Origin of the sequence: Prevotella sp. E13-27 (genome assembly GCF_023217965.1) — a bacterium.
GTDB lineage: Bacteria > Bacteroidota > Bacteroidia > Bacteroidales > Bacteroidaceae > Prevotella.
This window is the reverse complement of record NZ_JALPSC010000001.1, coordinates 466,217-492,961: the sequence shown is the minus strand read 5'-3', so window position 1 is coordinate 492,961 and position 26,745 is coordinate 466,217. Positions and strand designations below refer to the sequence as shown.

Below are 26,745 nucleotides of genomic sequence, written 5' to 3'. Positions count from 1 at the left end.
TTGGTATGTTTTATGCTTTCTTCTAATGTTTATGCTAACACAACTTCTGCAGGAATTCCAAGTACCTTATGGATAGTACGAGCTACCTCGAAACTAAGTGTACGTCGTCCATGAAGCAAATCACTGAAGAATGTCGGGCTGATTCCAATCATTTGTGCAGCCTCTTTCTGCTTTAACCCTTTCTCCTTAACTTGGGTAAGGATTGCGTTAGTGAGCAATGTGCTCATTTGTCCAGGAAGAGGGTGGTAGGCACTACCATACTCATCCAATGCCTCGCTTAGCATCATGAATTCTTCTTTTTCTTTCTCGGAAAGTAGATCCATGTCTCCTAATTCTGTTCCATGCTGAATCAGGGTTTCCATGCGATTTTCGAATTTCTTGTATTCTTTTTCGTTTTTAATAATCATAGCTTATATTGTTTTTATGTCTTTTATTTTATCATATTCTTTATGTGTACCAATGAAACGAATTGCAGCTGTTCCTGCAAAGAACACTATGAGCACAACTGTTCTGTAATTATTTCCTTTAATGTTAAACACATATCTATTGTTCCCCACATAATCAGCTGATGGGAAATCATTTTTGAGATCTGTATGACTTTTCCATTTCGCTCCTCTCAATATCGCACTCCATCTTTCCAATGCTGTTTTAGAATCAGAATGCTTTTCAATAAAACTTTCTAACTTTTCTGAAAATATTACTTTCATATTTTTAATATTTCACAAAAATAGAATTTATTTTTTTAATAACAAAGAGTTTTTGCTAAAAAATACCCTAATAAGTGAATATTTCCTTACTTTATAAAGATTTTTCTGTTTGGTTTTGTCTGTTATTGATAATTTTTTTATTTCTGCATCGTACTTCGTTCAGAAGTAATAATATTTATTTGTACTTTTGTTCCTTTACCATGTGGCGGTGGAGCTAAACTGAAGGCGGGAACTGAATATGAGGCTATTGTCTCAGCCAATACAGAGATAACGGTTAAATAAAATAAGCTCTCCGAGTATGTAAGAAACGGAGAGCTTTTCTTTTCGAAGAGCTATTGTTCTCTTGTTCTATGCATGCGCTTTTATGCACCTTGTGGTACAAACTCAGTGTGTGGTGTCTCGTTAGGATGTTCAAAGAGGTCTGTCAGAATATTTTCGCGCTTGCCGTTGGCAATGATGACACGTATGCCTGCCTGCTGAATCTTTGAGGCAGTGGCATACTTCGACTGCATGCCGCCACGACCGGCCGAACTCTTCTCGGTTTGGATATATCGTGAGAGGTCTGTGCCAGGTGCCACTTCTTTGATGAGCTGTGATTGTGGATTGGCAGGGTTGCCAGTATAGATACCATCGATATTTGACAATAGGATGAGCGTGTCGGCCTGCATCATCTGCGCGATAAGACCTGACAGCTCGTCGTTATCGGTGAACATCAGCTCCGTTACGGATACAGTGTCGTTTTCATTGACGATGGGGAGGACACCATTCTCGAGCATCACACGCATACAGGCCTGCTGATTCTGATACTGCTCGCCAGGCTGGAAGTTCTCCTTCATAGTGAGCACCTGACCTACATGGATGTGGTACTCGCGGAAGAGGTCGTAATAAAGACCAATCAGTTTCGCCTGTCCCAAAGCAGAGAACAGCTGTCGCTGCTCCACTGAGTCCAGTTCATGCTCCACCTTAAGTTCACGACGACCGCATGCCACGGCACCCGACGACACGAGTATAACCTCGCAGCCCTTGCTCCGCAGCCATGCAATCTGATCCACGAGCGCCGACATGCGTGTCACGTCAAGGCGTCCGTCGGGGCGTGTCAGAGCATTTGAACCTATCTTAACAACGATTCTTCTCATTGATCACGACTTCTTATCCTTTTCCCTTATCTCCACTCTCCTGATCTTGCCGCTGATGGTCTTTGGCAACTCATCAACAAACTCCACTATGCGCGGATATTTGTAAGGAGCAGTCTCCTTCTTTACGTGCTGCTGCAGCTCTTTTACAAGGTCATCGCCTGCCTTATCCTTCCATTCCTTGCCAAGCACCACGGTAGCCTTCACAACCATGCCGCGTATGTCATCGGGAACACCGGTGATAGCACACTCCACAACAGCAGGATGGGTCATCAGCGCACTCTCCACCTCGAACGGGCCGATGCGGTAGCCTGATGACTTGATGACATCGTCTATACGGCCCTCAAACCAGTAGTAGCCGTCTTCGTCGCGCCATGCCATGTCGCCAGTGTGGTATATGCCGTCGTGCCATGCCTCGCGTGTCTTCTCCTCGTCGCGGTAGTAGCCTTTGAAGAGACCGATAGGTTTCTTGTCGCCTACACGAATAACAATTTCTCCTTTCTCACCGTCTTCGCATGGCGTTCCGTCGGCACGTAGCAGGTCTATGCAGTATTGTGCATTTGGTATTCCCATTGAGCCAGGTTTCGGAGTCATCCATGGGAATGTGCCCAGCGTCATGGTAGTCTCTGTCTGTCCGAAGCCTTCCATCATGCGTATGCCCGTTTTCTCATAGAACTTCTCATATACGGCAGGATTAAGAGCCTCGCCTGCTGTGCAACAGTATTCCAACGAAGAGAGGTCGTATTTCGACAGGTCTTCGCGTATCATGAAGCGGTATATCGTCGGTGGAGCACAGAAGCTTGTTACATGATATTTCTCCATCTGGCGCAGCAGTGTGTCGGCATTGAACTTCTCATGGTCGAACACGAATACCGTTGCACCGGCGAACCACTGTCCGTAGAACTTACCCCATACAGCCTTGCCCCAGCCAGTGTCAGCCACAGTGAGGTGGAGCGAGCCTTCGTGCAGGTTATGCCAGAAGACGCCAGTGGTGAGGTGGCCCAAAGCATAAAGGTAGTCGTGTGCCACCATCTTTGGCTCGCCACTGGTACCCGAGGTGAAGTACATAATCATCGTATCCTCGTTGTTGTTCACGAATGCAGGACGTACGAATTTCGGGGCTTGCTGCCACTCAGTCTTCCAGTTGTGGAAACCTTCCTCGTCGCGGAGTGTGATATATTGCTTCACCGTCGGACTCTCAGGCATGGCCAGCTTAATTTGACTGATGATATAGTCGTCATCGGCACAGATGATGGCCTTCACTGAGGCGCGTGTGTTACGATAGACATAGTCGTGCTTGGTCAGCATATGTGTAGCAGGGATCACAATGGCTCCAATCTTACAAAGGGCCAGCATGATAATCCACCACTCATAGTGTCGCTTCAGGATGAGCATCACAGGGTCGCCCTTGCCTATGCCGAGCGATGTCAGATAGGCTGCTGCCTGGTCGCTCTGTTCTTTCAGCTGAGCGTATGTGGCGCGTCTCTCCTCACCTTGGTCGTTAGTCCAGAGCAGTGCCAGCTTCTCTGGCGCTTCCTCTGCCCATGCGTCCATGACATCGTAGGCGAAGTTGAAGCGCTCGGGAATGATGAACTCCAAGTTCTTGTTGTAATCCTCCACTGAGGTGAAGCTTGTCTGCTTCAGAAATCTTTCTACCATATCCTTTCCTAACCTTATTCTACTGTAAATGCTAAGAACTTCACCGCCTTGTCGCCAACGGCAAGCATTCCGTGGGGCTTCGTTGCGTCGAAATAAATGCTGTCGCCCTCTTCGAGCACCATAGTCTTACCGCCTATGTACAGTTCCATCTTACCCTCAAGCACGAGGTTGAACTCCTGTCCTGGGTGGCTGTTCTTATAGATGGTACGTGCCCCTGGCTTAGGCTCTACGGTAACGATGAACACGTCGGCCTTGTGGTTCACGAAACCGCCTACCAGTGACTGATATTTATAAGCCTTCGTTCGCTCGATAGACATGCCCTGTCCCTTACGTGTCACATAATATGACTTCATGTGTGGAGCCTCGGCGAAGATTAGCTCTTCGGTTGACACTCCATACTTATGGGCAATCTTCATCAGGTTTGATATGGTGATGTCCATCTCACCCTGCTCTATCTTTTCATACTTATCCGATGATACGCCTATGGTCTCTGCCATCTCGCTTACGGGGATGTCAAGCACGTCGCGCAGTCCGCGAAGGCGCTCACCAATCTGTTTCAGTTGTTCGTCCATAATTCTCAATTTTCAAATATTTGATTCTCCCTCCCTTAGGGAGGGGTGGGATAGGCCTTATTTCGCACCGGCTTTTAAGCCTCTGATTACTGCGGAGGTGAAGCCTGCATGTTCCATCTCGTTCAGACCCTTGATGGTCACTCCGCCAGGAGTTGTTACGAGGTCTATGGCTGCCTCTGGGTGCAGTCCGCTGGCTTCGAGCAGCTTCACCGCGCCGAGCACCGTCTGCATAACTATCTCTTTGGCATCGTCGGCCTTGAAGCCCAGCTCTACGCCACCCTCGCTTGCCGCACGTATGTAACGCATGGCGTATGCTATGCCGCATGAAGCGAGTGTCGTGCCTGCTGCCAGATGCTTCTCGTCGGTTATCAGCGTGTTGCCCACGGTGTTGAATACGTCAGTAATCAGTTTCGTGTCCTGGCTTGATGTAGCACCACACGGAACGAGGAATGTCATTGAGCAACCTTCCGCAGCAGCAATGTTCGGAATGGCAAGGAACAGCTTTGCTTCTTTGCCGTCTTCAGGTAGCCACGACAGTATGTCGCTGCTCTTTACTCCTGCTGCAACCACCACAAGGTTCTGCATGGGGCTGAGGGCAGGGGCTATGCCCTTAATGACGTTCTCTACCAGCCATGGCTTCACGACAACCATCACCACCTTAGCGTCTGCTATAGCCTGTGTGTTGTCTTCAGTGACCGAAGCACCCATTGCAGTGAACTTCTCGAGAACTGCCTGTGATGGGTCGCTCACGCATATGTCGGCAGCTTTATACGCATCACTCTTAATAAAACCTTCTACCAATGCGCCGCCCATTGCACCGGCTCCTATTATTGCAATCTTCATAATACTCTATGTTATTTAGTTTTTAGAGGTTAGAGGTAAGAGGTTAGAGGTAAGAGGTCACCTCTTCCATCATTTATTTCCCGCCTCTAGTCTATAGTCTAAAGTCTAAGTCTATAGTCACAGTGCCTTCTGTAGTCTCTCAATGAACTCGTCGGCGAGTTCCTTTGTAAATGTCAGTGGTGGCAACAGTCTGAGCAGGTTGGTGCCTGAGCAGCCGGTGAACACATGCTGTTCATATACCAAGCGCTCGCGCACGGGCTTCTGGTCCTCAGTCAGTTCTATGCCAATCATGAGTCCGCGACCGCGCACATCCTTTATCTTTGGGTTGTTCAGTGAGCGAATCTTCTCCATTAGGTAGTCACCCACCTCCTGTGCGTTCTTTACGAGGTTCTCCTGCTCCATGACGTCGAGCACCGCTAGAGCTGCCGAACAAGCCAGGTGGTTACCACCAAAGGTGGTGCCCAGTTGTCCATAGACAGGCTTGAAGTCAGGTGAGATGAGCACACCGCTCATGGGGAAGCCGTTGCCTATACCCTTTGCCACTGTGATGATGTCTGGCTTTATGCCCAGCCACTGGTGTGCAAAGAATTTTCCGCTACGTCCGTATCCGCACTGTATCTCGTCGCAGATTACTGTTGCGCCATAGCGCTTGGCGGCGTATGTCAGCTTCTGTGCAAACTCTGGCGTTGCCATCTGTATTCCGCCAACGCCCTGTATGCACTCCAGTATCACGGCAGCCACACCACCGCGTGACAGCTCACGTATCCATGGCTCTACATCATTCAGAGGCAGGAAGCGCACGTGGTGGTTGTCATTAATAGGTGCCACAATCTTTGGGTTATTCGTCACCTCAACGGCAAGCGATGTGCGACCGTGGAAAGCCTTCTCGCAAGAGAGTATGCGGTTAGCTGTGGGGTTCTTGAATGATGCCAGCTTCAAGGCATTCTCGTTAGCCTCGGCACCGCTGTTTACTAGGAACAGCTGATAGTCCTCATAGCCGCTTATCTTACCCAGGCGTTCTGCCAGCTCTGCCTGCAGCTTGTTTTGTACTGAGTTGCTGTAGAAGCCGAGCTTCTGCAACTGCTCTCCAACCTTCTTTACATAGTGAGGATGGCAGTGACCTATTGATATGACGGCGTGACCGCCATAGAGATCCAGATACTCCTGACCTTTGTCGTCCCACACTTTACAACCTTCGCCTTTCGTGATGTTCACGTTAAAGAGCGGATATACATCAAATAAGTTCATACCTCGTTTGCTTTTTATAATTTGCGGCAAAGATAAAGTAAAAATATGACAAATCGCAGCTTTCTTGAGCCTTTTTGTATTAATTTGCCAATTTTTTGATTCTGACTGTATAAAAATGTAATAATACTCTATTCCTGACCTTTGCTGCCAAGCAGATAGACCTTTGCGCTGCGGCGACCCTTTGATATGATGCCCGATTCAGGATCCTTGGCTAGACTGCACAACTCTGTGGAAGCAGTAGTGTGCGACAATTCATTGATAGCAGCATAGTCGGCCACTCGCATCAGCATGTTCTCGCTAAGCCATTTGCGTGCCCGCTCTGCCCGCTGTTCCTTTGTGTAAGGTGAGCGTTGCAGACGGCTCTCTCCGCCGCGCTCCATAGAGAAGCATTTGTCATTGACCTCGGTGACAAGGCGTTTGTCAGCCCTGAAACTGATGCCGGTAAAGGCTATCGAGCGAGAGTTGCGATGCTCAGTATTGTCCTCGAAGTCGTCGAGCGGTCTGTCGTTGACCACGCCCAGGCGTCCTCCAAATGTTCCCAATCCATCGATGCTCACCGTGTAGCCGCGACCTATCTGTCGTGCCAGTTCGGAGGTGACTCTTGATACTACCGCCACCACGTCGGCAGGTGTCACGGTGCTACCCTCGGCACAGGCCGATACAAACTCGTTGAACGGCACACGTCCGTAGGATTTCACGCGATAGTGTGCCTGTGTTGTGCCGCACCCATTAAGGTCGGCCATCTCTCTCTTAATGTACTTTGTCATTGTTGTGTGTTTTTGTTAAATTAAAAAATGGTATTATTCTTTCAGATATAGAATCTGAATCTGTTTGGCAAAGTTACATAAACTTATTGGAATATCCAAATCTGTGACGCAAAATATTTATTCTGCGTCACGGATTATTAAATCTGCGTCACAGATTTAGTAATCTGCGTCGCAGATTTAATTATTCCCATCAGTTCTGCTCTTTATATCTGACTGAATAATCGGGCTTTTCTGGCGTTTTCGTATTGTTTTTTAGATGGTATGAACACAGCTCGGAGGCGAGTTTAATCATCTTAATCTTCTTTTTATTGCGATTATTCGTAAAAAAAGAGCCAAAAATAGTGAACATTATCCAAATATTGGTTATATTTGCAGCGTTTTGTATGAGCAGTCTTGACTTTGGGGACTGTTGAACTGATTATTTATTAACCTAACAATAACTAAAAACTATGAGCAAAATCGAGAGATGTCCCCATTGTGGAGAGCCCATCGAGTATAACTCTGGCGAGCCTTTCTGTACTAATTGCGGGCAGACGGTGAAGTATGTCGGTGGCGACGGCGATAGCTTTTCGCAGCCAGTAGAATATGTGAGTGATGCAGGTACAGATTCTTCGCAGACAACTCCAAGGTATTATTCAGTAGCAGAACAGTATAAGCCAAATAAGATGCAGACTGCCGCTGGCCTGCTGATGGCATTGTCAGGTGCTGTCTATGCGATATTTAACATACTATGGGTGCTCTTTCCAAGGATTATTTGTGATTTAACCACGGATCAGTATACATTGTTCTTTTTCATTATTCCCCAGTTGTCATTTCTTGTTGGTGCTGCTCTACTCATCCCTAAGGCTTCTAACAAGGGCGTGCGCGTAGCCGCGATAGGCTTTGTGTGTTTGCAGGTATTGCAATTTTTGATGAACGCCTTCTTAAATGGTAGAGATTTGTTGCCTGCTGAGGCCGTTAGCTGTCTTTGGATTCTGATAGGTTTTGGTTGGGTTTACTTTACCTCACTTGTGATTCTTAACAGTAAGCTCTCAGAACTGAACATGGGATGGATAAGCCTGCTTTGTGTGTTGGCTGCAATTAATATTTTGTATTCATCTTCATTCCTTTGGAAATCAAGCTTTGACGAAGCTCTGGATTGGGGAAAGTTAAGAGAGTACGATTATCATATTAATTCTTTCTTAAACACCTACTATTTTATTGTTATATATGTGCTTTGGACAATTTGTTATTGGAAGCTAGCGCGTTGTGAGGCCTTCAGTGGAAAGTACGACGCAGAACACAATGGTGTTTTCTCGCCACTGAACAAGTGGATGGCTATGGCCGTGATATTCCCTCTGTTGACAGGACTGGCTTTCTATTTCTATTATGGCACCATTTAATTAATTCGAAAACAATATGAATTCAAATACTATTAATGAAAAACTGACTTTCTTCTATTATTGGGAAGAGAAGTTATGGGACGATAAAGTAAATGCTAACAAGTATTTTGGCACAATTAGTCTCCTTATGGTTGCCATCATTGGTGCATTTACTGGTGGTGGAAATGCGCTGAAGAGCATGTTCGACATGAATACGGACCTCTCTGTGATAGCATCTGGTGGTCTCTGTATTCTGATATGCGGCTTGAACATTGGCGAATCGATAGTGGCTTCAGCTGATGCGTGGACAGCTTTCAAACGCTCTATGCTCATGCTGCTCTGCATTGCCGCGACTTACTTTATAAGCGGTGTACTGGCAGTCTTGGTAATCATTGTGGTGACAGCAGTAGTGGCTATCTGGCTTGGTCTGACCTTGCTGGGTGGACTCTTAAACAGCAGCTCCTCGTCAGGTGGAGGCGGTGGCTCACAGGCAAGTCCGGAGCGCTATGATACTGAAGACGGCCCTCAGAGTGGTAACATGAGCATAGATGAAAGAACACTCTACGGAGACAACGGTAAAACGTATCACCGAGAAAGTATATACGGCAAATTTAAAGAAGTGGACTAGACGCAGATAGGCATAGTGGCGTTTGACAATTAAATCGTTCCATATCAATATTCTGAAAATGAGCATATCCCATAACGCAGAGAAGTGTGGTAATAATCTGCATAAGATTTACAAGATTCTTAAGGAAGAAGGAATCGAAAAATATGCAATTCTACATGACTTGATTGTCGATGTAATTGAATTGCTTGAGGATGGTAGGTCTATTGAGGAACTATATGACCTACAAAGTCAGTTGGCAGATTATGCCACTTCTTCGGTAGCTAACTTAAAATTGTCTTCTTTAGTCGACTCCTTTGCCGCTAACTTGAAGAAAATCAGTAGTGTATCTGAATACTCGGAGTTCTTGCAGATTCTGACAGCTAAACAGGATAAAGAAGAGATGCAGTTCTGGACGCATCAGCAGGAAGAATCAGATGAGGATTTAGCTGATGAATGGGAGAAAGCAGTTGATACCTTCAACAATGGTGGAGACATAAACGACGCTTATATAGTTTTCACATCGCTGGGAGATAGCGGTTTTCAACCTGCTTGCTACTATGCAGGCGCTATACATGAATATGGAAAACTTGGTGAGCCAAACATGCAACAGGCTTTTCAGTGGTACTACAAGGGTGCTCAAGATAATGAGAACAGAAAGGGTGACAGCGACTGCCAATTGAAACTGTACTACTTCTATCATGATGGCATTGGAGTAGAAAAGGATATACAGAAAGCGGTCTATTGGTTGCAGGAAGCCACTGTTCAAGGCAATAAAGCTGCAATGACATCAATGGCTCATTATTTCCTGTTCGAATCAAATACTCATTATGAACAGGCTTTCACCTTGGTGACACAAGCAATAGCCGATGGCTATGAGCCAGCCAAGACACTTGCAGCCTATTGCTATATGAAAGGTTATGGCACAGCTGTCGATTTGCAAAAGGCTGAAGAGCTACTAAGTGATGCCGAACGTTTAGGGTTTAAAGAAGCCCGCCAATTTATAGAAATGTTGGCAGCAATTAAGATGCAGGCTGCGGCAAAATCTCACAGCAGTTCTTCCACTAGCCAATCGTCTTCATACCAAAGTACAGCTTCAACTGGCAAGGCAGGTGATTCAGAAAAGGACGATTCGAAATACACTATAGGTTGCATAGTAATAGCAGTCTTGGTTGCATTGGGCTATTTCTTTGGCTCGAAAGTGATAGACATGGTGTCAGAACTTTTTGAAGAGGAAGGTCCTACAATGTATTTTTATCGTGAACATGAAGATTTGTATAAAACGTCAGACCTTATTAGTCATGTTGATTATGACTTCCATTTCGGCACAGCAGCGCGAACCTTTGGCAATGATGAAGTTGTCGTAAAAGTAAGGGCTAACGGCTATACAGGATATACCGTCCGGTCAGCTTTGATTACAGAAGAAGAATTCAATCAGCTGAAGAGTATGTTCGGTGATGAAGATGCCCGGTATGCGATGGACATGGGAATTCAGAGAACGGCACTCATACATTTCCGTCAGAACATTGCAAGGGATTATGATTTCAAGGTCTATGGCGATGAAAACGGAAGGAAGAATGTCTTCTGGAATGGAGATATGAGCAATGGCCACGGAGCTTTTGCCTTTATTGCTGAAAACAAGGTGACGGGAGAGTGTATTGCTGCACTCTATCTTTATGATGAACACTACAAGCCAATACTGGAAGTTACCGATTACTCAGTGCGTATGGGGCAATATATTGTTGATGTCAAGCAGAATAAAAAAGGGAAGTATTATATTAAGTATGGTGGTAAGCCTATTAAGAAGACTAAAAGACAGACAACTAAAGTTGTTACCTCTTCTTCGGGATATTCGTCACAGCAGTCGCAAGAGACTCAGTCTTCCACCAGTCATGAACAGAAATACGGAATAGGAACAAGACGGCTGCTTACGGAATCAGATATCTATGGCTATACTAAGAGTGACTTAAGGATTCTTCGCAACTGGATTTATGCGCGACATGGTTATAGGTTCAAAACCGCTGATATGCGCTCGTTCTTCGAAAACGAACCTTGGTATGAGGGTCGCTATGATGATGTGAGTAGCATGTTAACCGATATAGAACAACAAAATGTTGAATTCATCAAACGGCATGAATAAGGCTGTCACATTTATCCTATTAAGTATTTTCCTTTGCCAATGTAAGGGAAAAGATAATGTCCGTTCGGTTCAGTACGATGAGATCTCAGATAGTACTGAAATAGAAAGTGATGCCTTTCCACGAGGTGTTAAAATTATTATGCAAGTCTATTCTTCTCATGTCGTAGGCTACAAAGACGGTTTCCTGCTAATGGCCGATGGTGATAGTATCTTGTATGATGATGGCAGAGAAAAGGGCTTTGAGGAAATGCTTGACGATTCAGACGTGGAAGATATGTTCAATATGCCTTATGACAGACAAGCATCCGTTCCAGCATATCTTGCTGATGCAGGGCGCTCTCGTTGCGAGCAGTTATTTAAGAATATGTATGGACGTAGTGCTAAGGAGGTTCAGAAACGTATGGAAGTGGTAGACTGGTTTGGTCAGAAGATACGATTCTCTACAACAAATGGATGTGCGGATAGTTTGCGTGCCGTGGCCCATGAGATAGCTGCCCATGTAGAGCTTTTGCCCTACATGAGGCAGTCATCTTCGTTCTATTGGCGGACTGTACGTGAAGCCAAACGGCAGAGTGCCCATAGCTATGGGATTGCAATAGATATATGTACAGACTATTCCAATTATTGGCTGTGGTCAAATCCCAGAGCTAAGGAGACCGACCGCATCGGTTATGAGAATCGTATCCCTATGTCTATAGTTGAAATCTTTGAACGCCACGGTTTTATTTGGGGTGGTCGTTGGTATCACTACGATACGATGCATTTTGAGTTTCGTCCTGAAATCTTGTTGTGTTCCTGACCTTTGCTGTCAAGCATACAGACCTTAGCGCTGCGGCGTCCACATTTTTTTCTATTCCACTTTCTCTAATTTGAAGTCGCAGGCAGAGAACCATTGGTCTTCGTCTGTCATACAACTGCTCTCTTGTGCCAAGCGCTCATGTCTGTAGTGGTCGTGGAGCATGCCAGTCATTCCTGCAAGTGGTATGAGGCCTCAGTTTGAACACTGCCGTTGGTTTACCCAATAAGATGATGGCAGCACGAGTAAGTTTGCCATCAATCATGATACCACTGTTACTCAGCAACTCTTCTACCGAACAACCGTCAATTTCGTTGGCAGGAATCTTTGAGTGTACCTTTTTGTACATCACACGGGCTTTGGCAACTGCCAGTTCATCCAAGTCTGCCAAAGTCGCATTCTGTACTATCCCAGCAGACCAATCATCTGGCGCAAAAAGTTGTACCTTCTTGTATTTGGATTTCTTCAAGCCGTTTTGCAAATTCTTCTCGATTCATTGTACATGTTAATATTCAACTTTAATATCTTTGTCCATACAGTTTCAAAACATTATTCATAGTAATAAGTTCACCATGACGCATATTCTGAAAGATGTTTACCCACTGATTGCCCAGCGATATAAACTCGCCCAGCTTCAGACACATCTTGCCGTCCTCGATGGTTAATCGTGTTATTTTATAATAGCCGTCAATATCACCGCCTACCATCGGAAGGAGGTAAATGGCTTCGAGAATGTTCACCTTCGGCAAGGTTTCCATGACGTATTTCTTAGCCTTATGCTCCAAGAATGTCTGGTAGTCTGCATCTGTTTTCCTGACAGTAACGGTAAACACATTCTTCGACTCAACAGACTTCGGCTGAGTATCGGTATAATACAAACCTCTCTGCGGAACGCTCACTTCAAGTTGTTCAATGATGCTTTCGTCAAGCAGTACTTTGCGAAGGTGATTTTCTAAGAGCAATCCGCTTTCCTCGTTTGGCAGCAATGGATATGCACCGATATTCACTTCTTCAATGGATTTCAGGAAGTATGGCAACTGCTCATTGTGATTCTGTATTTGTTCTAATAATCGGTGTTCATCCATTCTTCCGGGGAAGAGAATGTACCCACCTATGATTTCTTTCGAGAAACGTTGCTCACCACGCTTGCCAAAATAGATGGCATCACGGTAGTGGTGCATCGCGTTGATGGTCTCAGGTTTTGGCTCGTCTTGCACGTTGCCCAGTGTTGCATCGTCATCACCACGGACACTATATTTCGCATCGTAGAGATAGGTCAACGTGATGTCACGCTCGTTCTTGTGAATGTGCATCACAATATCGGGTTTCTGCTCTGTCGTGGCAGAACGCATCTCATGCTCATCGCCTTTTCTATCAAACGAATACTGATAGCCCACCTCCACCAAATCCTCATTCTGCGGATTAGTGTAAGTAATGTGACCGCTGAGTGTGCCGCCATTAAACAAGTCAAAGGCATTCTGCGTGTCTTCATGAACATACTTTTCAAGATGCTCTTTGTTATGAACATCTATACCCAATACCTTACAGACAAGCTGTTTCACCTTCAAGAAACACCACAATTCATAAAGCCGCCAGATGGGCTGCACACCTACGCTTGTATCACCTTGTATCAGGTCGAGGCCATTTTGCAGCATAATCCAATAGCGATAAACCTGCGAATAGCCGCTGCGCTGCTGAAGCACCATGCTCTGCTGACGGAACCCGTCAAAGTGTCCGATGCCATTAAAGAACGAATTGCGCCGAAGCATTTCCAGTTCCTTCTGCTTCTCCTTCAAATTCTCTATCTCGCTATCCGATGTTCCATCTCCAAGCCTTTGCATTAACAGCGAAAGACGCTCAGTGATGCGTTGGAGTGTATATTTCACGAAGCGGTTCTCCCTTGTATCCAAAGTCGCTTCCGTTTGCTCCGTCCTATAATATTTCCTTAATGCCTGTTCTTCATCATTCAGACGGTCATTGCTGAATCTTTCTGCCAACATGGGTGTCCAGCCTTTGATGCGCTCGGCTCTTCGGTATTCCTCATATTGGCGCATCTTGTTATGTGGCTGATGAATGATGAAACGAACCGCCTGCACATAACTGTCCACAATCTGCTTGAACACCGACAGCCATATCAGTTCGTTGTTGGCTTCACGACCCATCTCAAACTGTTGAAAGGTCAGCGTGAGATAGCGGAAAACCAAGTCACCATATTCTGCCCTTATCTGCTGAATGATGATGTCAAGGTCGTGCTTCGTATCGAGTTTAGGCGAAAGCACGTCGAACTCTATCTTGTGTCGTATGTGCTCGTTGGCGGTATTCTTGTAGGCGAACTCCAAGGCAAAGTGACCTGGCTGGTTCAAGAAGTCAAGACTGCTACTGATGACGTACTCGCCCGATGCCGTATTTACCGTGTTGAACATCGCCTCCACCTCCTTGTTGGGGTGGATGATGCGCGGTTCCTCCACGGCATCAAAGAACGTCAATGTGAGGTTATACTTGTGGTCTTCAAAGAAGACGGGTCGGGTCTCATGCCAGTCAACCTCAGCCACATCGTCCATCACTTTGCTGTCAGCATTATACACGCTCAGCCTGCCGCCACTCGCCATCACATAATTGCAATACCGCTCTGGTGGCAGTTGCTTGGCTCTCACCTTGAACTTCCGCCATGACATACCTATATCCGTGCTGCTGGCTTGGATAACATAGGCATTATGATATTTGTATTGCAATAGTTCCATACGCTATTCTTCCTGTTCGTAATAGTAAGAGTAGTCTATGCCTTTCATGAAAATCTCACGGTCATCAATCTCATCTGTCATTGCCCCGTTAAGCAAAGCCTTAATGTATGTCGCGTCAGTGGTACTTCTCCGCATCGCTTCCAGATAGCGTTTCTTGTCTATCTGGCTCCAATCGACACACAACTTCAAGCGTTTCTTAAACATCAAGTCCAGCCAGATGCGAGTAGAACGCCCATTGCCTTCCATAAAGGGATACGCCACGTTCATCTCTACATACTTATTGACTATTTCATCGAAAGAAGTTTCAGGCATCTGTTCAATGAGCCTTAGATTCTGCATCAGATATTCGGCGCGACAAAACAGCGTACCGTCTTTCCAGATAGTCTTGGTGCGTATTTGCCCGGCAAAGTCATAGAGTCCGCCGAAGAGGTAGGCATGAATCTGTTGTAGGCACTTCACTGTTCCCGGCTCCATACTGTCAAGCAAACCACTCTCTATCAGCGTGTATGCTTTCTTCTTGCTTTGCCCGTCAATGCTGTTGTCGCTATAGGTGAACCAATTGAGAAAAGCATTAGCCCGATTGTTGGGATAGTGGGTGCCCAATATCTGCACACCCTCCGCATCCAGCGCATCGGCCTTACGTTGTTTGCCATCAGGAGCCTCGAATTTGAAGTCGTGAGTGATACTCACGAGTTGAATGCCGTCTGTGTTTAACTTCTTTTTCAGCCAGCGCCAGTAGTTACCGGCCTTTACATAATCCTCTTCATCGTTGATGGCCCGCACAATGTCCGTAGCCGAAAACCACCACTTGTTGTGATCTTCGTCCCAAACGGCGCGTACCTCACGGTCGTTAAAAAAACGGATAGATTTTTTGCTCATGCCTTCACGATGCTAGAAGAAATTAGTGTAATAGTTCGCCAGTTTATCATCCATTTCTTTTAACTTCCGAAGAACTTGGTTGTAGAGCGAGTTGGCATCAGTATCCTCTTCGGGCTTAAAGTGGCTCTTCACGAAAGTCTTCAAATCCTTTAGCACATTGCTTTTGCCATTCTGCGTTTCCAACTGCTTCTGCTCACCCTGCACACGGGGCAGCACCTTTTCTAACAGAATAGCCAGTGTGGCTTCGCCTATCAGTTTTTCTATTTGGTCTGGCTCTGGGAAGTTGGCACGCTCTATCAATGTGCTCAGATACAGCACCAATTCATTCTGCACACGATAACTGACACGGAACGGCGTTTCATTCAGTATGCCGTTGATGCTGTCTGCCTCGGCAGTACCATCAGAATCACCCAATAATGCTGGAATGCGAGTAGAAATCACATCCCTATATTTTGCAAACCGCGCATCGTCCAGCACTTCGTATGCTCTTACAAATTCAGCCTTGAACGCTTCAAGGGGTATTGGCTCTTCCCTGTATTCCAGCAGCATCTTGCTCTCTGGCGAGAACATTTCCGACATCTTACCACCATTCATTTCAATGGTAAAAGCACGGTCAATTACTTTCCGCGAGAACTGGTGTGTGGTGTCATCCATATTCACCGTACCAATCACGAAGAGGTTGTCGGGCAACGTCAGTCCTTTCTCTTTCAAGTATGTAATGATTTCTGCGTCCTTTTCAGAATACAAGAACTCCATCTTGTACTGCTTGTCGCCCTCAATGATGTCACCATCTTCCTTCACCAATACTTTCTTCTGCAACTCGCAGTTGCTAAAACGGTCTTTGCTCAACAGATATTGGGTTAATATCTCGTTTCCGACTTTCTTCCTTGTTTCCAATACGCTTAGGAACTCGGCAAAATACTGCTCTACAGGTGCAAGGTTCATCTCGTCCAAACAAAGGAAGAACGGCACATACTTATTCTGCGAGGCTTTGTAGGCAAATCGAATAAAATCAGTCAATTCATATTTACCAGACAAAGCACTATAATACCCCAACAATTCCGTTGAGTCATGCCAGTTAGGTTTCACCTCCACCAAGCAATAGTTCCCCGGCGTAGTTCCACCTTCATTCCGCAATTCCCCATTGGGGCAAGTCATAAATGCCAATTCCTGCACTTTCTGGCTCTTGCCTGTGCCAGAGATTCCTGCAAGGAGAAGGAAAGGTTTTGTGCGGAGTGCGGTTATAAATGGAAGGTATGGACCATCATCTACATTTACTCTAAACGTTTCCTTATTGGTGGTAAAGGTAAAATTGTCAAAGAAAGCCTTCTTATTATTCTTATCCATATCAGTAAAAAGGTTTTGCGGATTAACATCTGTGATATTTAATAGCCCATCTTTTGAAAAAGATAAAACTTGAGAGTAACTATTAATATAATTCCGAACTATATCATCATTATTCTTTGCTGTTTCATGAAAACATGATTCATATGCATCTTTATAAGAACAATTTGGATGACGTTGAGTATAGTCATAGAGTTCTTTAAGAAAGAATGTTGGACAATCAATGTCTTGGAATCCATCCTTCCTTGTATATGGATTAGGAATGTAATATCGTGGCAACCAAAAGAAAAGATAGTCTTCAGCTTCCTTTTCGTTAATGTCATGGTTAAAGCGAGGATAATAATATCCGTCTTCTGCCTCACAATAAAGTCCAAGTTGACAAGCTAATTGGTATGGTGTTCTAAAAAAATCTCCATTCCATTTATCTTCCATAAATGCACGGAATTCGTCAACAGGCATCCGATTGTGCGGAATAGAATTTGCCAATTCTACTACAGTCTTTGGAGTTCCATTTCTCCATCTGCATATTGCATCTGCCATAATTCAACTATTTGAAGACATTTTCTCTATGATATGCTAAATACTTTCTCCGCTTTTCGTTTAGATTTAAGTCTTCTACAGAATAATCGAAAGAAATCCGTTCTCGATTTTGAGGGGACAACCAATCTGAAACCATAATACTCCCATCATCGCCAAACGAGATAAACCCCTTATCAAAAAGTTTATCATATAGAGGCGAAAGCATTAGTCCGTTATTAGAATCAGACTGTTCTTTCTTCGTTGATACAGCATAGGGCTTAATGTGGCTTGCCACCAAAAGTCGGAACTCGTCTATATGTGTAAATGGACAACTGTGAAATTCATTATATAGTTCTTCTCGATACTGGACTTGACGCTTTCTTTGTTTTGAATTTTCTAGTTGTTTCCCTTTTCCGTAATTTTGTGCTGCCATCTGCATTGAAGCCATTTGAGTAAAATCTGCAAAAGGACGCCAATAGAAACTGTTTTCTTGAGTTTCTACTTCTTGCACTTTCATCACAGAAATATATGAAACAAAAGGTAAAGCCACTTTTCTTATCAAATCATATCCACTACCTTTTTTTATACAGTTTACATAGCCACGAGAACCAATTATTTGATGCTGGTCTTTTACATCAAATTCGATTTTAGTAGGTAAGGTCTCTACATATTCCATACGAGTTTTCCACAATTTCAGCATGTTTCTATTTTTCCCCAACCCTCTATATTTAATAGACGGGTATTGATATTCATGTTTTATTGTCCTCAAAAGAGAAATCAAATCACGTTTTAGTACAAAACATTTAACAACAAAACCTTCTGTGTTCGGATTACCCGTATAGAAATGACGCATAGAATCTTTAGACCCCATGTAAAGTTTCGCTTCTCCGTGTCCTTTACCTGTCTTGTTCTCATTCATTACATATGAATCGGGAACGGTAATTGATTGATCATACACATCAATAACATTATATTCTTTACCATCAATAATCATAGTGCAACACCGTATTTTGTTATATCCATTTGTTTTAATATCGCAATAAGTACATCAACGACAATACTATTTCCAGCCTGTTGATATGCCGCAGTATCTGATACTACTATTCTAAACGAATCTTTAAACCCCATCAATCTCAGACATTCCCTTGGTGTCAACTTCCTTATTCGTCCTTTATGAGTAACATAATTATCCACACCAGCCCTATGCATTTTATGCATTGATTGCAATAATGGACGAGCAACATCTAAATCTGTTTCTGTAGACGTCTTAAAATTTTTCGTTCCTCCCGCAAGGACGTATTTAGCAACTTTTTCAGATAGATAATATTTCTCTTCAACATCCTTAACGTCAAAAACGAACTCGTCAAAAGCTTCATCTGTAGGGGTTAGATCTGAATCTGGATGATATACGAAGTCACCATGCCAGTTAAATTGCTGATTTCTCTTTTGGCACAATTGTATATCACCATTAATCTGAGTATAGCTTTTATCTCTATTTTTATGACTGGTAACAAACTTTACGCCTTTTTCTTTAAGGAAGTATTTACTATCCACATAGTCCTCTAAAAAATCATACATCTTGTATTCTAAATCTATCGGTGCTGGGTATTCAAACTTTGTTTTCTTTTTGAATCCAAGACAATAGACACGCTCGCGATGTTGGGGTATTCCATAATCACAACTATTAAGAACACGAAACTTCACATCATAACCAAGTTCTTCAAATATGTCGTGAATTACATGCCATGTTCGTCCCTTGTCATGGTTAAGCAGTCCTCGCACATTCTCAAAAAGGAACACCTTAGGTTGTGTCTCTTTCACAACCCTTGCAAATTCATAGAATAAGGTGCCACGAGCGTCTTCAAAGCCTAACCGATGTCCAACCATCGAAAAAGCCTGACACGGAGCACCACCTATTACGAAATCCACCTTTCCTTTATACTTTCGAGCATCAAAATCTCTCACATCATTAAACCAATCTTCTTCTTTTATATCGTAATTGGCGAAATAACTTTTCTTGCAATTAGGCTCTATATCACCTGCAAACATTATCTTATGTTTCAAGCCTAATCTTTGAAAAGCATGCTCAATAGCTCCTATTCCTGAGAAAACGGTACCTAATCGTACTGTATTTTCAGGATGAGAAAATTGCAAATCTTTCCATCCTACTTCTTTTGCAATTGGAGTCTCTGGAATATCTTTATACTCCAATTTTTCCACACGCTTCTTAACAATGCGCTTTACCTTTATGATCTTGTCGGAGATTTCGTTTATATCTTTGTCTACTGTTGCCATAGTTTGCTGCAAATATATCTTTTGTATGACTTACCTACTAACTTTCCCGAGTTACCCACTAAGTGTATTATAGTTACCCACTAACTCAAAAAGATGGGAGTTTCGTTTGACTTTTCTTTGTTCTTACCAATTCTGTTAGTTCCACATCAAGCAGGTCTGCAATTCTTAGATATGTTTCCATTGTTGGCTGGCAATCATTGGTACACCACTTTGATACAGTTGTAGGCGCACACCCCAACTGCTCTGCCAACCACTTATTGGTTCTCCTCTTCTCTGCAAGCACGACTTTGATGCGATTAATGTCTTTGTCCATAATGGATTTCTATTGTTCTTGATACAAAGTTACTCATTTTCTCTGAAAGAACGCACACAACGCCCAAATATTTAGCAAATAATCACATTTTAATATTATTTTCCCCACTTTTCTGTATGCTTTGGGCGGTGAAGATCACATTACGCTTCAACAGATTATCATAGGCAGAGTTAATGTTGAGAAGCATCTTGTCAATCTTGGCATTGACCTCTACTGCCTCACGGCTCTTGCCATCCAATCTTCCCGAACGGGGATTCCACAGATTAGTGGTACACGATAACTTACAGGAGAACTGCGCCATCGAATTCTTGCTCTGGCAAGCGAACAAGTCCGAGCGGTTGAGGGTGATGCGTCCCATAATGGGTGCTTTTCCTCGCTTGTCTGTGCTGCCTTTCTTCAGGTACAGCAGTACCATATTATTCCAAGCCACAATGAATCTTGTACAGATTACCCGATTCTACACATATTACCCAAACAATCGCAGGTAACACTTTGGTAACGGAACTGCCTCAATATTCGTCCGAGTTAGTAAGTAAAAGAAAAACGCAAATTAGCGCAAATGGACTAATTTATAACGACTTACACGGAAATCGATGTGATAACTTCCACATTCCTAACTTCCTTGATTTCCTGTGGAATAGTAACGTTCAGAAAACGTCTTTTCCCTTTGGCCTGCCCTACAAGTGGCATCGTCGGCCTTAGGATTCCATCGATGTTATTTTGACCCGCCCTGCTGCATACGACTGGCTTAGTCATTTGCAAAAGTGGAGAATTATTTCCTAATAACAAAATAATTTCGGACTTTTTCGACTTTTTGCTGTTAATTGTTGTTTGTAATTAAATAATTTCATATCTTTGCCAATGAAAAATTGAAATGCTTATGGGACAGCAGGATATTCGTTGGATTCAGCGCTATGCCAATTATCATAAGGCATGTAGCAGATTGTTGGCTATAACCGAGTCGGATAGATTTATGGAAGATTTGTCTGAACTTGAGATTGAAGGGTTGGTTCAACGCTTTGAATATACCTTTGAATTAGCTTGGAAGGTTCTACAGGATTTGCTCGTGTATAAAGGATACGAATTTATGTCGGGACCAAACGGAACTCTTAAAATGGCTTTTGAGGATGGATTGATTACAAATCATGATGAATGGCGAATGATGGCAAAATCACGTAACACATTAAGTCAGGTGTATGATGAGAGTGAAGCACTTCCCATAGTACAGATGATTTATAGTGACTTTGCTCCATTGCTAAAACAATTGGATGAGTCATTAGAATTGTTGTCACATAATAATGAATATCAACAAGCATGAGGTATGGCTTAAGTGATAGTGTAATTAAGGAACTTCAGGATGTTTTTCGCAGACATGCAAACATCAGGAAAGTTTTGATTTTTGGCTCCAGGTCAAAAGGAAATTACCGTACGGGTTCAGATATCGATTTGGCAATTGCTGATAGCAAAATAGATTATAGGCAATTACTTGATATCCAGTGCGAGATTGAAAATTTGGAGCTTCTATATTCAGTTGACTTGCTTGATTATGAGTCGAAGAAAGGTACACCTATAGGTGAACATATAGACCGAGTCGGGCAGGTGTTCTATGAAGCAGCTTGAATATCATTGATTATTAGGACAGGCTTTTGATTGAACTATGAATTCACATCAAAAGCCTGTCTTCTCATAATTCTATTCCACTTTCTCTAATTTGAAGTCGCAGGCAGAGAACCATTGGGCCTGGTTCTGATGTTCCGTGGTCTCTTCCCATGTGCTTACACCATAGCTCAGGGTGGTGCGAGGTTTCTCAACTTTTACGATAAGCTCTATGGTGCTCCATCCATACCCGTTGCCGTTGTTGGCTTCGCGAATCTTTCGGGCACGCTCGGCTAGAGGCAGTGAGTCGCTCTTCACTAAGTCGAGTGCTTCTTCCCAGATTTTTCCGCCTTGGTTACCGTAGACCGGCACCATGGTTATTGCGCTTGGCTTGTGCCTGTTGGCAGGCGTCTTGGCAAAGATATAGACACCTTCGTCTTCAGCGCGGGCATTACAGGTTATGCGGTAGGTACCTGAGTCCACTACCTCCTCATGGGAGACTACCTGAAACACCTGCTCTGCACTGGCATCCCACGCATCGAGATATGCCATTTCCGGATCACCAGTGAAATATTCGCCTTTCTTGACGTAATCGTTATGGCAGTTCTCGTTTTTCTGCAGAGTCCATCCGTTGGCATCCAGGTATTCACGGTCTTCGTCTGTCATCCAACTGCTCTCTTGTGCTAAGCGCTCATGTCTGTACTGGTCGTGGAGCATGCCTGTCATTCCTGCAAGTGGTATGAGGGCGCAGAGTGATACAAGCCACAGAACAACCCAAACGATGCGCTGTGCGACGCTCATATGCTTGATGCGCTTGGTGTAGGACAGTATAAGGTGAACGATGGCATAAACAGGGATGAATAGCGTTGCCAGAAGGGCTATGGCTAAAGCAATGAGTACGGCGGGGTGGTTAGCCCATACCTCTGCCAGCCCCATGCCGCTAAGTGTGAAAGGCAGGGCGATGGCTGTCTTGGCTGGCATGATGACGGCAAAGATGACTGCCATGAGAACGCCTAAGAAGCTTATGCCAAGAACGAGGGCTATGGTTCCCAGGAAGAATAGTACTATGCCAATGACGATTTTCAGCAGTACAGATACTACCTCGCGCAGGCCATTGCTTGATACCGGCTGGGCCTGTTTCTCGTCAACCATCTCGTCTGCCAGATTCTTAGGGTTTATCTCCTTGCCCTCCATCTGCAGTCGCTGTTCTGGCGTCTTGGCTTCGGGCATGATGATTGCCATGATGATATATAGAAGCAGACCTGTACCCCAGAGCAGGGTGATGAGTACTGCACCGAGTCGCCAGAAGATGACATCGGTGTTGGTGTAGGCGGCAAGGCCTGAGAGTACGCCGGCAACCATCTTGTCGTTAGGGTTGCGGAACAGTCGTCTGTTTGACGTGCTGGTGCGCAAATTGTCGAAAGCGTTCTTGTATGTCTGCTGTTTGGTGCCGTCGTTTGTGCTGTCATCTTCGCCGGCCAGCTCTTCAGGCTGTCCTATGCGGGTGATGATGTCTTTCACATGGTCAATGGTAATGGCCATGACTCCTGTGTGATTAAGTTCTTCGAACAGTTCGGCTATGCGCTCTTCGATGTCATTGACAATCTCATCGCCTTCAGACTGATGGCTGAAGTGTGAGCGCAGCGAGTCAACATAGTGTTGCAGCATGTCGTAGGCGTCTTCGTCTATTTGGAACAGTCTGCCGCAAAGGTTAATGGTTATGTTCTTTTTCATATTGGTCTAAAGATGAAATTCAGTTCTTACGTTTTTTAGATAGTTAATTGTGTTTGATAGTCCTGTCCAGGCTTCGTTGAGCTCTTCGAGGAAGCGTTCGCCGTCAGGGCTTAGCGCATAGTACTTGCGTGGAGGCCCTTGCGTGCTCTCTTGCCATTCATAGGAGAGCAGTCCGTCATTCTTCAGTCGGGTGAGCAGTGGGTAGAGCGTTCCTTCTACCACCAACAGCTCGGCATCTTTCAGTCTCTGAATGATGTCGCTCGCATAGAGAGGGCGTTGCTTCAGCAATAGCAGTACACAGTACTCCAGCATGCCCTTTCTCATTTGCGATTTTGCGTTCTCAATGTTCATGTTTCTTACTCTTTAACTTGTCTTGTTGTTCCCCCTCCGGAAGAGGAACTGATTGGGTCTTGTCTGATTGACGCGGCAAAGATATGTAAAAACTAAGTACTATGCAATACAAAGTACTGTATTTGTTTTGAATTTTAGTAAGTTTTAACGTTTTGCGCTATATAAAAATATTATCGCCACCCGTCAGTGAACTTGCTGCGGGTGGCGATAATGGTATAAGCGAATATGCGTCTGCTGTTAGAATGCTGAGGCTTTGAGATTCAGTCCTGAAGTCTCGTTAAGACCAAACATGATGTTCATGTTTTGTACAGCCTGACCTACAGCTCCCTTAAGGAGGTTGTCTATAATGCTGGTGACAACAATCTTGCGGTTGAAGACATCAACATGTACCAAGCCTTTGTTGGTGTTCACCACCTGCTTAAGGTCAAGTGCCTTGTCGCTGTAGTGAGTGAAGGCTGCATCGCGATAGAAAACTTTGTAGAGTGCAACGATGGCTTCAGCTTCAGTGGGCTGATCTAAGGTGATGACCTCTGTGCAGAAGATGCCACGGGCGAAGTCACCACGATATGGGATGAAGTCAACGGTGATGCCTTCAGCGTCGTATCCCTCTGTCAAGGTGTTAACAACATGTGGGGCATCGGCAGGCTTCAGCTCGTTAAGTGTCTGGCATATCTCGTGCAGATGCTGATGGTTGAAGAGCTTGTATGTGGAGAAGTTGCCGGCACGCCACGAGAAATGGGTCGTTGCGGCGGGCTTCTGTCCTGCACCGGTAGAGCCTGTGACGGCATTTACAGAGATGTCGTGTTTCAGGAGGCCTGCCTTTGCCAGCGGCAGCAGTCCTAGCTGTATGCAGGTGGCGAAGCAGCCCGGGTTTGCCACATGCTGTGCTTTGGCAATCTCTGAGCGATGTGTCTCGGGCAGTCCATATACATAGTCGTGGTTGCCAGCGATGCGGAAGTCCTGTGCGAGGTCTATGATCTTCACACTCTCGGGGATAGTGTGTTCCTTAAGGAACTGCTCGCTTTTGCCGTGACCGAAACAGAAGAACACAACATCGACATCTTCAAAGGACATCTGGTCGGTGAACTTAAGGTCGGTGTCGCCAAGCAGTCCTTCGTGTACGTCAGAAACCAGATTGCCTGCGTTGCTCTCCGAGTTAGCAAACACAATCTCTACCTCGGGATGGTTCAGCAACAGACGAATGAGTTCACCGCCCGTATATCCTGCTGCACCTAATATACCTACTTTGATCATCTCTTCTCGTCCTTATGTATGCCGTAGTAAACGCGGAGTGGGGTAGAGCTAACCTTGATGAAGCCCTTGGCCTCGTCGGCAGTCCAGCCTGTCTGTGTCTCGCCATACTCGCCGAGCTTAGACTTCGTGAGGTCGTTGGCTGAGTCAATGCCCACGGTTTCGAAACCGTAAGGACGGAGCTTCAGGATGGCTGTACCAGTGACGTTGCGCTGGCTTGAGGTCAGCATAGCCTCGATGTCGGGCATGACAGGCTCAAGATACTGACTCTCGTGGAGGAACATGCCGTACCAGTTGGCAACCTGATCCTTCCAGTATTGCTGCCACTTAGAGAGCGTTGACTTCTCCAGCAGACGGTGAGCCTCGATGATGAGCTTCGGTGCTGCTGCCTCGAAACCTACGCGGCCCTTGATGCCGATGATGGTGTCACCGACGTTGGCATCGCGACCGATGGCATAGCTCGCTCCAATCTCCTCAATCTTCTGGATGGCTTTTACGCGGTCGTCGAACTTCTCACCGTTCACACCTACTATCTCGCCTTTGTCGAATTCAATCTTCAACAGCTGCTCAGGCTCTTTGGCTGTGACATGCTTCAGATATGCTTCCTCTGGCAGTCCCTGGGTGGGGTCGAGAAGCTCGCCACCGCAGATGCTGGTGCCCCAGATGCCTACGTTGTAGCTGTATTTCAGCTTGGTGAAGTCAGCGAAATAGCCGTTGGCGTTCAGATAGTCAACCTCTTCCTTACGGGTGAGGTTACGGTCGCGTGTGAGAGTGATGATTTCTACGCCTGGCGCCATGACGAGGAAGGTCATGTCGAAGCGTATCTGGTCGTTGCCGGCACCAGTAGAGCCGTGGGCGATAGCGTCGGCACCTATCTCCTTAGCATAGCGCGCAATGGCTATAGCCTGAAAGATGCGCTCGCTAGACACGCTGATGGGATAGCAGTTGTTACGCAGCACGTTGCCGAAGATCATGTACTTCAGTGACTTTGCATAGTACTCCTGTGTCACGTCAAGTGTCACATATTTCACTGCGCCTAACTTGTAGGCGTTCTCTTCATTACGCTTCAGCTGCTCTGCTGAGAAACCGCCAGTGTTGGCGCAGGCAGCATAAACCTCATAGCCTAACTCCTTGGTGAGATACATCACGTTGTATGATGTGTCGAGACCACCGCTAAATGCTACTACAACTTTTTTCTTGCTCATATCTGTATTATATTAAATTCTTTTAGTCGGCGTTCCGCCTTTGTAAAAGCGGCAAAGCCGAGCGCTCAATTCTCAATTCTCTTCTATCTCTTCTAAGTGACGTATGCGTGAAAGCACGTCTTCGGGTATCTTTGCCGGTAGCTGTTCCGTGGGGTCGAAGAGCATGCCAGTGCAGATGCAGTATTTGCGACCTGTGCGGTGGAGCACATCGACATTGATGCAGCCTTCGCATCCGCGCCAGAAAGCCTCGTCGTCAGTGAGCTCGGCAAAGGTAACAGGCTTGTAACCTAGACCGGTGTTCATCTTCATTACGGCAGCACCGCTCGTGAGTGAGAAAATCTTAGCATGGGGCCAACGGGTGCGGGCCAGAGTGAATGTAAGATCCTTAATGCGCTTCGCAAGTCCGAGACCACGGAAGTCGGGATGTACTATCAGACCACTTGTCGTGACATAGGTTTTGTTGCCCCATGTCTCGATGTAGCTGAAACCGGCAAAGCGTCCGTCGGAGGCGAGGGCTATGACTGCCTTGGCCTCCATCATCTTTGTTGCCAGATATTCGTGAGTTCGCTTGGCAATACCTGTGCCGCGCACCTTGGCAGCCTCGGCTATTGTCTCAAGGATGGTGTCCACATATATTTCATGTTCAGGACCAGCCACCACAACTTCTATATTATCCTTGTTCATCTT

At 45.2% G+C, this 26,745-nt stretch carries 25 protein-coding genes and 2 pseudogenes; 6 read left to right on the top strand and 21 right to left on the bottom strand.

All coding sequences use genetic code 11. From position 1 onward, the window contains the following. Positions 1–29: 29 nt before the first annotated feature. From M1L52_RS02115 to M1L52_RS02080, 8 genes and pseudogenes are all read right to left on the bottom strand, one after another. Positions 30–407, bottom strand: coding sequence for a helix-turn-helix domain-containing protein (locus M1L52_RS02115; RefSeq protein WP_248613165.1), 378 nt, complete (start codon positions 405–407; stop codon positions 30–32). 3 nt (positions 408–410) lie between these two features. After that, positions 411–707 (bottom strand): type II toxin-antitoxin system HigB family toxin, encoded by a 297-nt coding sequence (locus M1L52_RS02110; RefSeq protein ID WP_248613164.1) that lies wholly within the window; start codon positions 705–707, stop codon positions 411–413. A gap of 374 nt (positions 708–1,081) precedes the next feature. Continuing rightward, positions 1,082–1,843 (bottom strand): annotated as a pseudogene (gene proB / locus M1L52_RS02105) (glutamate 5-kinase); the annotation flags it as partial. 3 nt (positions 1,844–1,846) lie between these two features. Continuing rightward, positions 1,847–3,499 carry an AMP-binding protein gene (locus tag M1L52_RS02100; RefSeq protein WP_248613162.1) on the bottom strand — a complete coding sequence of 551 codons (1,653 nt, stop codon included), beginning with the start codon at positions 3,497–3,499 and terminating at the stop codon, positions 1,847–1,849. Between the two features lie 14 nt (positions 3,500–3,513). Further along, entirely contained in the window at positions 3,514–4,071 is a 558-nt protein-coding gene (locus M1L52_RS02095) for a helix-turn-helix domain-containing protein (protein WP_248613161.1), read from the bottom strand. A 57-nt stretch (positions 4,072–4,128) separates the two neighbouring features. Further along, positions 4,129–4,914 (bottom strand): pyrroline-5-carboxylate reductase family protein, encoded by a 786-nt coding sequence (locus tag M1L52_RS02090; protein WP_248613160.1) that lies wholly within the window; start codon positions 4,912–4,914, stop codon positions 4,129–4,131. A gap of 117 nt (positions 4,915–5,031) precedes the next feature. Beyond that, positions 5,032–6,162 (bottom strand): aspartate aminotransferase family protein, encoded by a 1,131-nt coding sequence (locus tag M1L52_RS02085; RefSeq protein WP_248613159.1) that lies wholly within the window; start codon positions 6,160–6,162, stop codon positions 5,032–5,034. Between the two features lie 128 nt (positions 6,163–6,290). Continuing rightward, positions 6,291–6,929: a DNA-binding protein gene (locus tag M1L52_RS02080; RefSeq protein WP_248613158.1), complete on the bottom strand. Its 639-nt coding sequence runs from the start codon at positions 6,927–6,929 to the stop codon at positions 6,291–6,293. A 449-nt stretch (positions 6,930–7,378) separates the two neighbouring features. Here M1L52_RS02080 and M1L52_RS02075 point away from each other — a divergent pair, with 449 nt between their 5' ends. The 4 genes from M1L52_RS02075 to M1L52_RS02060 all read left to right on the top strand — a co-directional run bounded on the left by M1L52_RS02075 (position 7,379) and on the right by M1L52_RS02060 (position 11,833). Beyond that, a complete protein-coding gene (locus M1L52_RS02075) occupies positions 7,379–8,311 on the top strand; it encodes a zinc ribbon domain-containing protein (protein ID WP_248613157.1) in 933 nt (310 codons plus the stop codon). Positions 8,312–8,327: 16 nt separating this feature from the next. Next, a complete protein-coding gene (locus M1L52_RS02070; protein ID WP_248613156.1) occupies positions 8,328–8,918 on the top strand; it encodes a hypothetical protein in 591 nt (196 codons plus the stop codon). 58 nt (positions 8,919–8,976) lie between these two features. Then, positions 8,977–11,034 (top strand): YARHG domain-containing protein, encoded by a 2,058-nt coding sequence (locus M1L52_RS02065; protein WP_248613155.1) that lies wholly within the window; start codon positions 8,977–8,979, stop codon positions 11,032–11,034. Between the two features lie 139 nt (positions 11,035–11,173). Further along, positions 11,174–11,833 carry a M15 family metallopeptidase gene (locus tag M1L52_RS02060; RefSeq protein ID WP_248613154.1) on the top strand — a complete coding sequence of 220 codons (660 nt, stop codon included), beginning with the start codon at positions 11,174–11,176 and terminating at the stop codon, positions 11,831–11,833. Positions 11,834–11,969: 136 nt separating this feature from the next. Here M1L52_RS02060 and M1L52_RS02055 read toward each other — a convergent pair whose 3' ends face one another. The 8 genes and pseudogenes from M1L52_RS02055 to M1L52_RS02020 form a co-directional block, all read right to left on the bottom strand. Next, complete coding sequence (locus tag M1L52_RS02055; RefSeq protein WP_248613153.1) at positions 11,970–12,299, bottom strand: hypothetical protein; 330 nt, start codon at positions 12,297–12,299, stop codon at positions 11,970–11,972. A gap of 49 nt (positions 12,300–12,348) precedes the next feature. Then, positions 12,349–14,571 (bottom strand): DUF2357 domain-containing protein, encoded by a 2,223-nt coding sequence (locus tag M1L52_RS02050; protein WP_248613152.1) that lies wholly within the window; start codon positions 14,569–14,571, stop codon positions 12,349–12,351. A 3-nt stretch (positions 14,572–14,574) separates the two neighbouring features. Then, positions 14,575–15,450 carry a protein adenylyltransferase Fic gene (fic, locus tag M1L52_RS02045; RefSeq protein ID WP_248613151.1) on the bottom strand — a complete coding sequence of 292 codons (876 nt, stop codon included), beginning with the start codon at positions 15,448–15,450 and terminating at the stop codon, positions 14,575–14,577. A 12-nt stretch (positions 15,451–15,462) separates the two neighbouring features. Then, positions 15,463–16,797, bottom strand: a complete 1,335-nt coding sequence (locus M1L52_RS02040; RefSeq protein ID WP_248613150.1) for an McrB family protein — start codon at positions 16,795–16,797, stop codon at positions 15,463–15,465. 544 nt (positions 16,798–17,341) lie between these two features. Then, complete coding sequence (locus M1L52_RS02035; RefSeq protein WP_248613149.1) at positions 17,342–18,307, bottom strand: HNH endonuclease; 966 nt, start codon at positions 18,305–18,307, stop codon at positions 17,342–17,344. Then, positions 18,304–19,608: a DNA cytosine methyltransferase gene (locus M1L52_RS02030; RefSeq protein ID WP_248613148.1), complete on the bottom strand. Its 1,305-nt coding sequence runs from the start codon at positions 19,606–19,608 to the stop codon at positions 18,304–18,306. The genes M1L52_RS02035 and M1L52_RS02030 overlap by 4 nt, the downstream gene beginning before the upstream one ends. Positions 19,609–19,693: 85 nt before the next feature. Then, positions 19,694–19,921 (bottom strand): helix-turn-helix transcriptional regulator, encoded by a 228-nt coding sequence (locus tag M1L52_RS02025; protein ID WP_248613147.1) that lies wholly within the window; start codon positions 19,919–19,921, stop codon positions 19,694–19,696. Between the two features lie 106 nt (positions 19,922–20,027). After that, positions 20,028–20,336 (bottom strand): annotated as a pseudogene (locus M1L52_RS02020) (Arm DNA-binding domain-containing protein); the annotation flags it as partial. A 465-nt stretch (positions 20,337–20,801) separates the two neighbouring features. On the opposite strand from M1L52_RS02020, the gene M1L52_RS02015 reads away from it, so the two are divergent. Both M1L52_RS02015 and M1L52_RS02010 read left to right on the top strand, forming a co-directional pair. Further along, positions 20,802–21,239, top strand: a complete 438-nt coding sequence (locus tag M1L52_RS02015; protein WP_248613146.1) for an HI0074 family nucleotidyltransferase substrate-binding subunit — start codon at positions 20,802–20,804, stop codon at positions 21,237–21,239. Next, complete coding sequence (locus M1L52_RS02010) at positions 21,236–21,541, top strand: nucleotidyltransferase domain-containing protein (RefSeq protein ID WP_248613145.1); 306 nt, start codon at positions 21,236–21,238, stop codon at positions 21,539–21,541. Before M1L52_RS02015 ends, M1L52_RS02010 begins: the two co-directional genes overlap by 4 nt. A 72-nt stretch (positions 21,542–21,613) precedes the next feature. On the opposite strand, the gene M1L52_RS02005 is transcribed toward M1L52_RS02010, so the two are convergent. From M1L52_RS02005 to M1L52_RS01985, 5 genes are all read right to left on the bottom strand, one after another. Next, entirely contained in the window at positions 21,614–23,251 is a 1,638-nt protein-coding gene (locus tag M1L52_RS02005) for a PspC domain-containing protein (protein ID WP_248613144.1), read from the bottom strand. A gap of 6 nt (positions 23,252–23,257) precedes the next feature. Then, positions 23,258–23,602: a PadR family transcriptional regulator gene (locus tag M1L52_RS02000; protein WP_248613143.1), complete on the bottom strand. Its 345-nt coding sequence runs from the start codon at positions 23,600–23,602 to the stop codon at positions 23,258–23,260. 237 nt (positions 23,603–23,839) lie between these two features. Then, complete coding sequence (gene argC / locus M1L52_RS01995) at positions 23,840–24,856, bottom strand: N-acetyl-gamma-glutamyl-phosphate reductase (RefSeq protein ID WP_248613142.1); 1,017 nt, start codon at positions 24,854–24,856, stop codon at positions 23,840–23,842. Then, on the bottom strand, positions 24,853–26,058 hold the full coding sequence (locus M1L52_RS01990; protein WP_248613141.1) for an argininosuccinate synthase: 1,206 nt from the start codon (positions 26,056–26,058) through the stop codon (positions 24,853–24,855). Before M1L52_RS01990 ends, argC begins: the two co-directional genes overlap by 4 nt. A gap of 72 nt (positions 26,059–26,130) precedes the next feature. Then, entirely contained in the window at positions 26,131–26,742 is a 612-nt protein-coding gene (locus tag M1L52_RS01985; RefSeq protein ID WP_248613140.1) for a GNAT family N-acetyltransferase, read from the bottom strand. Positions 26,743–26,745: the final 3 nt, after the last annotated feature.

Excerpts from the sequence above, each read along its gene's own strand:
- M1L52_RS02115 (WP_248613165.1), bottom strand. The coding sequence starts at position 407 with ATGATTATTAAAAACGAAAAAGAATACAAGAAATTCGAAAATCGCATG.
- M1L52_RS02110 (WP_248613164.1), bottom strand. The coding sequence starts at position 707 with ATGAAAGTAATATTTTCAGAAAAGTTAGAAAGTTTTATTGAAAAGCAT.
- M1L52_RS02100 (WP_248613162.1), bottom strand. The coding sequence starts at position 3,499 with ATGGTAGAAAGATTTCTGAAGCAGACAAGCTTCACCTCAGTGGAGGAT.
- M1L52_RS02095 (WP_248613161.1), bottom strand. The coding sequence starts at position 4,071 with ATGGACGAACAACTGAAACAGATTGGTGAGCGCCTTCGCGGACTGCGC.
- M1L52_RS02090 (WP_248613160.1), bottom strand. The coding sequence starts at position 4,914 with ATGAAGATTGCAATAATAGGAGCCGGTGCAATGGGCGGCGCATTGGTA.
- M1L52_RS02085 (WP_248613159.1), bottom strand. The coding sequence starts at position 6,162 with ATGAACTTATTTGATGTATATCCGCTCTTTAACGTGAACATCACGAAA.
- M1L52_RS02080 (WP_248613158.1), bottom strand. The coding sequence starts at position 6,929 with ATGACAAAGTACATTAAGAGAGAGATGGCCGACCTTAATGGGTGCGGC.
- M1L52_RS02075 (WP_248613157.1), top strand. The coding sequence starts at position 7,379 with ATGAGCAAAATCGAGAGATGTCCCCATTGTGGAGAGCCCATCGAGTAT.
- M1L52_RS02070 (WP_248613156.1), top strand. The coding sequence starts at position 8,328 with ATGAATTCAAATACTATTAATGAAAAACTGACTTTCTTCTATTATTGG.
- M1L52_RS02065 (WP_248613155.1), top strand. The coding sequence starts at position 8,977 with ATGAGCATATCCCATAACGCAGAGAAGTGTGGTAATAATCTGCATAAG.
- M1L52_RS02060 (WP_248613154.1), top strand. The coding sequence starts at position 11,174 with ATGCAAGTCTATTCTTCTCATGTCGTAGGCTACAAAGACGGTTTCCTG.
- M1L52_RS02050 (WP_248613152.1), bottom strand. The coding sequence starts at position 14,571 with ATGGAACTATTGCAATACAAATATCATAATGCCTATGTTATCCAAGCC.
- fic (WP_248613151.1), bottom strand. The coding sequence starts at position 15,450 with ATGAGCAAAAAATCTATCCGTTTTTTTAACGACCGTGAGGTACGCGCC.
- M1L52_RS02040 (WP_248613150.1), bottom strand. The coding sequence starts at position 16,797 with ATGGATAAGAATAATAAGAAGGCTTTCTTTGACAATTTTACCTTTACC.
- M1L52_RS02035 (WP_248613149.1), bottom strand. The coding sequence starts at position 18,307 with ATGATTATTGATGGTAAAGAATATAATGTTATTGATGTGTATGATCAA.
- M1L52_RS02030 (WP_248613148.1), bottom strand. The coding sequence starts at position 19,608 with ATGGCAACAGTAGACAAAGATATAAACGAAATCTCCGACAAGATCATA.
- M1L52_RS02025 (WP_248613147.1), bottom strand. The coding sequence starts at position 19,921 with ATGGACAAAGACATTAATCGCATCAAAGTCGTGCTTGCAGAGAAGAGG.
- M1L52_RS02015 (WP_248613146.1), top strand. The coding sequence starts at position 20,802 with ATGGGACAGCAGGATATTCGTTGGATTCAGCGCTATGCCAATTATCAT.
- M1L52_RS02010 (WP_248613145.1), top strand. The coding sequence starts at position 21,236 with ATGAGGTATGGCTTAAGTGATAGTGTAATTAAGGAACTTCAGGATGTT.
- M1L52_RS02005 (WP_248613144.1), bottom strand. The coding sequence starts at position 23,251 with ATGAAAAAGAACATAACCATTAACCTTTGCGGCAGACTGTTCCAAATA.
- M1L52_RS02000 (WP_248613143.1), bottom strand. The coding sequence starts at position 23,602 with ATGAACATTGAGAACGCAAAATCGCAAATGAGAAAGGGCATGCTGGAG.
- argC (WP_248613142.1), bottom strand. The coding sequence starts at position 24,856 with ATGATCAAAGTAGGTATATTAGGTGCAGCAGGATATACGGGCGGTGAA.
- M1L52_RS01990 (WP_248613141.1), bottom strand. The coding sequence starts at position 26,058 with ATGAGCAAGAAAAAAGTTGTAGTAGCATTTAGCGGTGGTCTCGACACA.
- M1L52_RS01985 (WP_248613140.1), bottom strand. The coding sequence starts at position 26,742 with ATGAACAAGGATAATATAGAAGTTGTGGTGGCTGGTCCTGAACATGAA.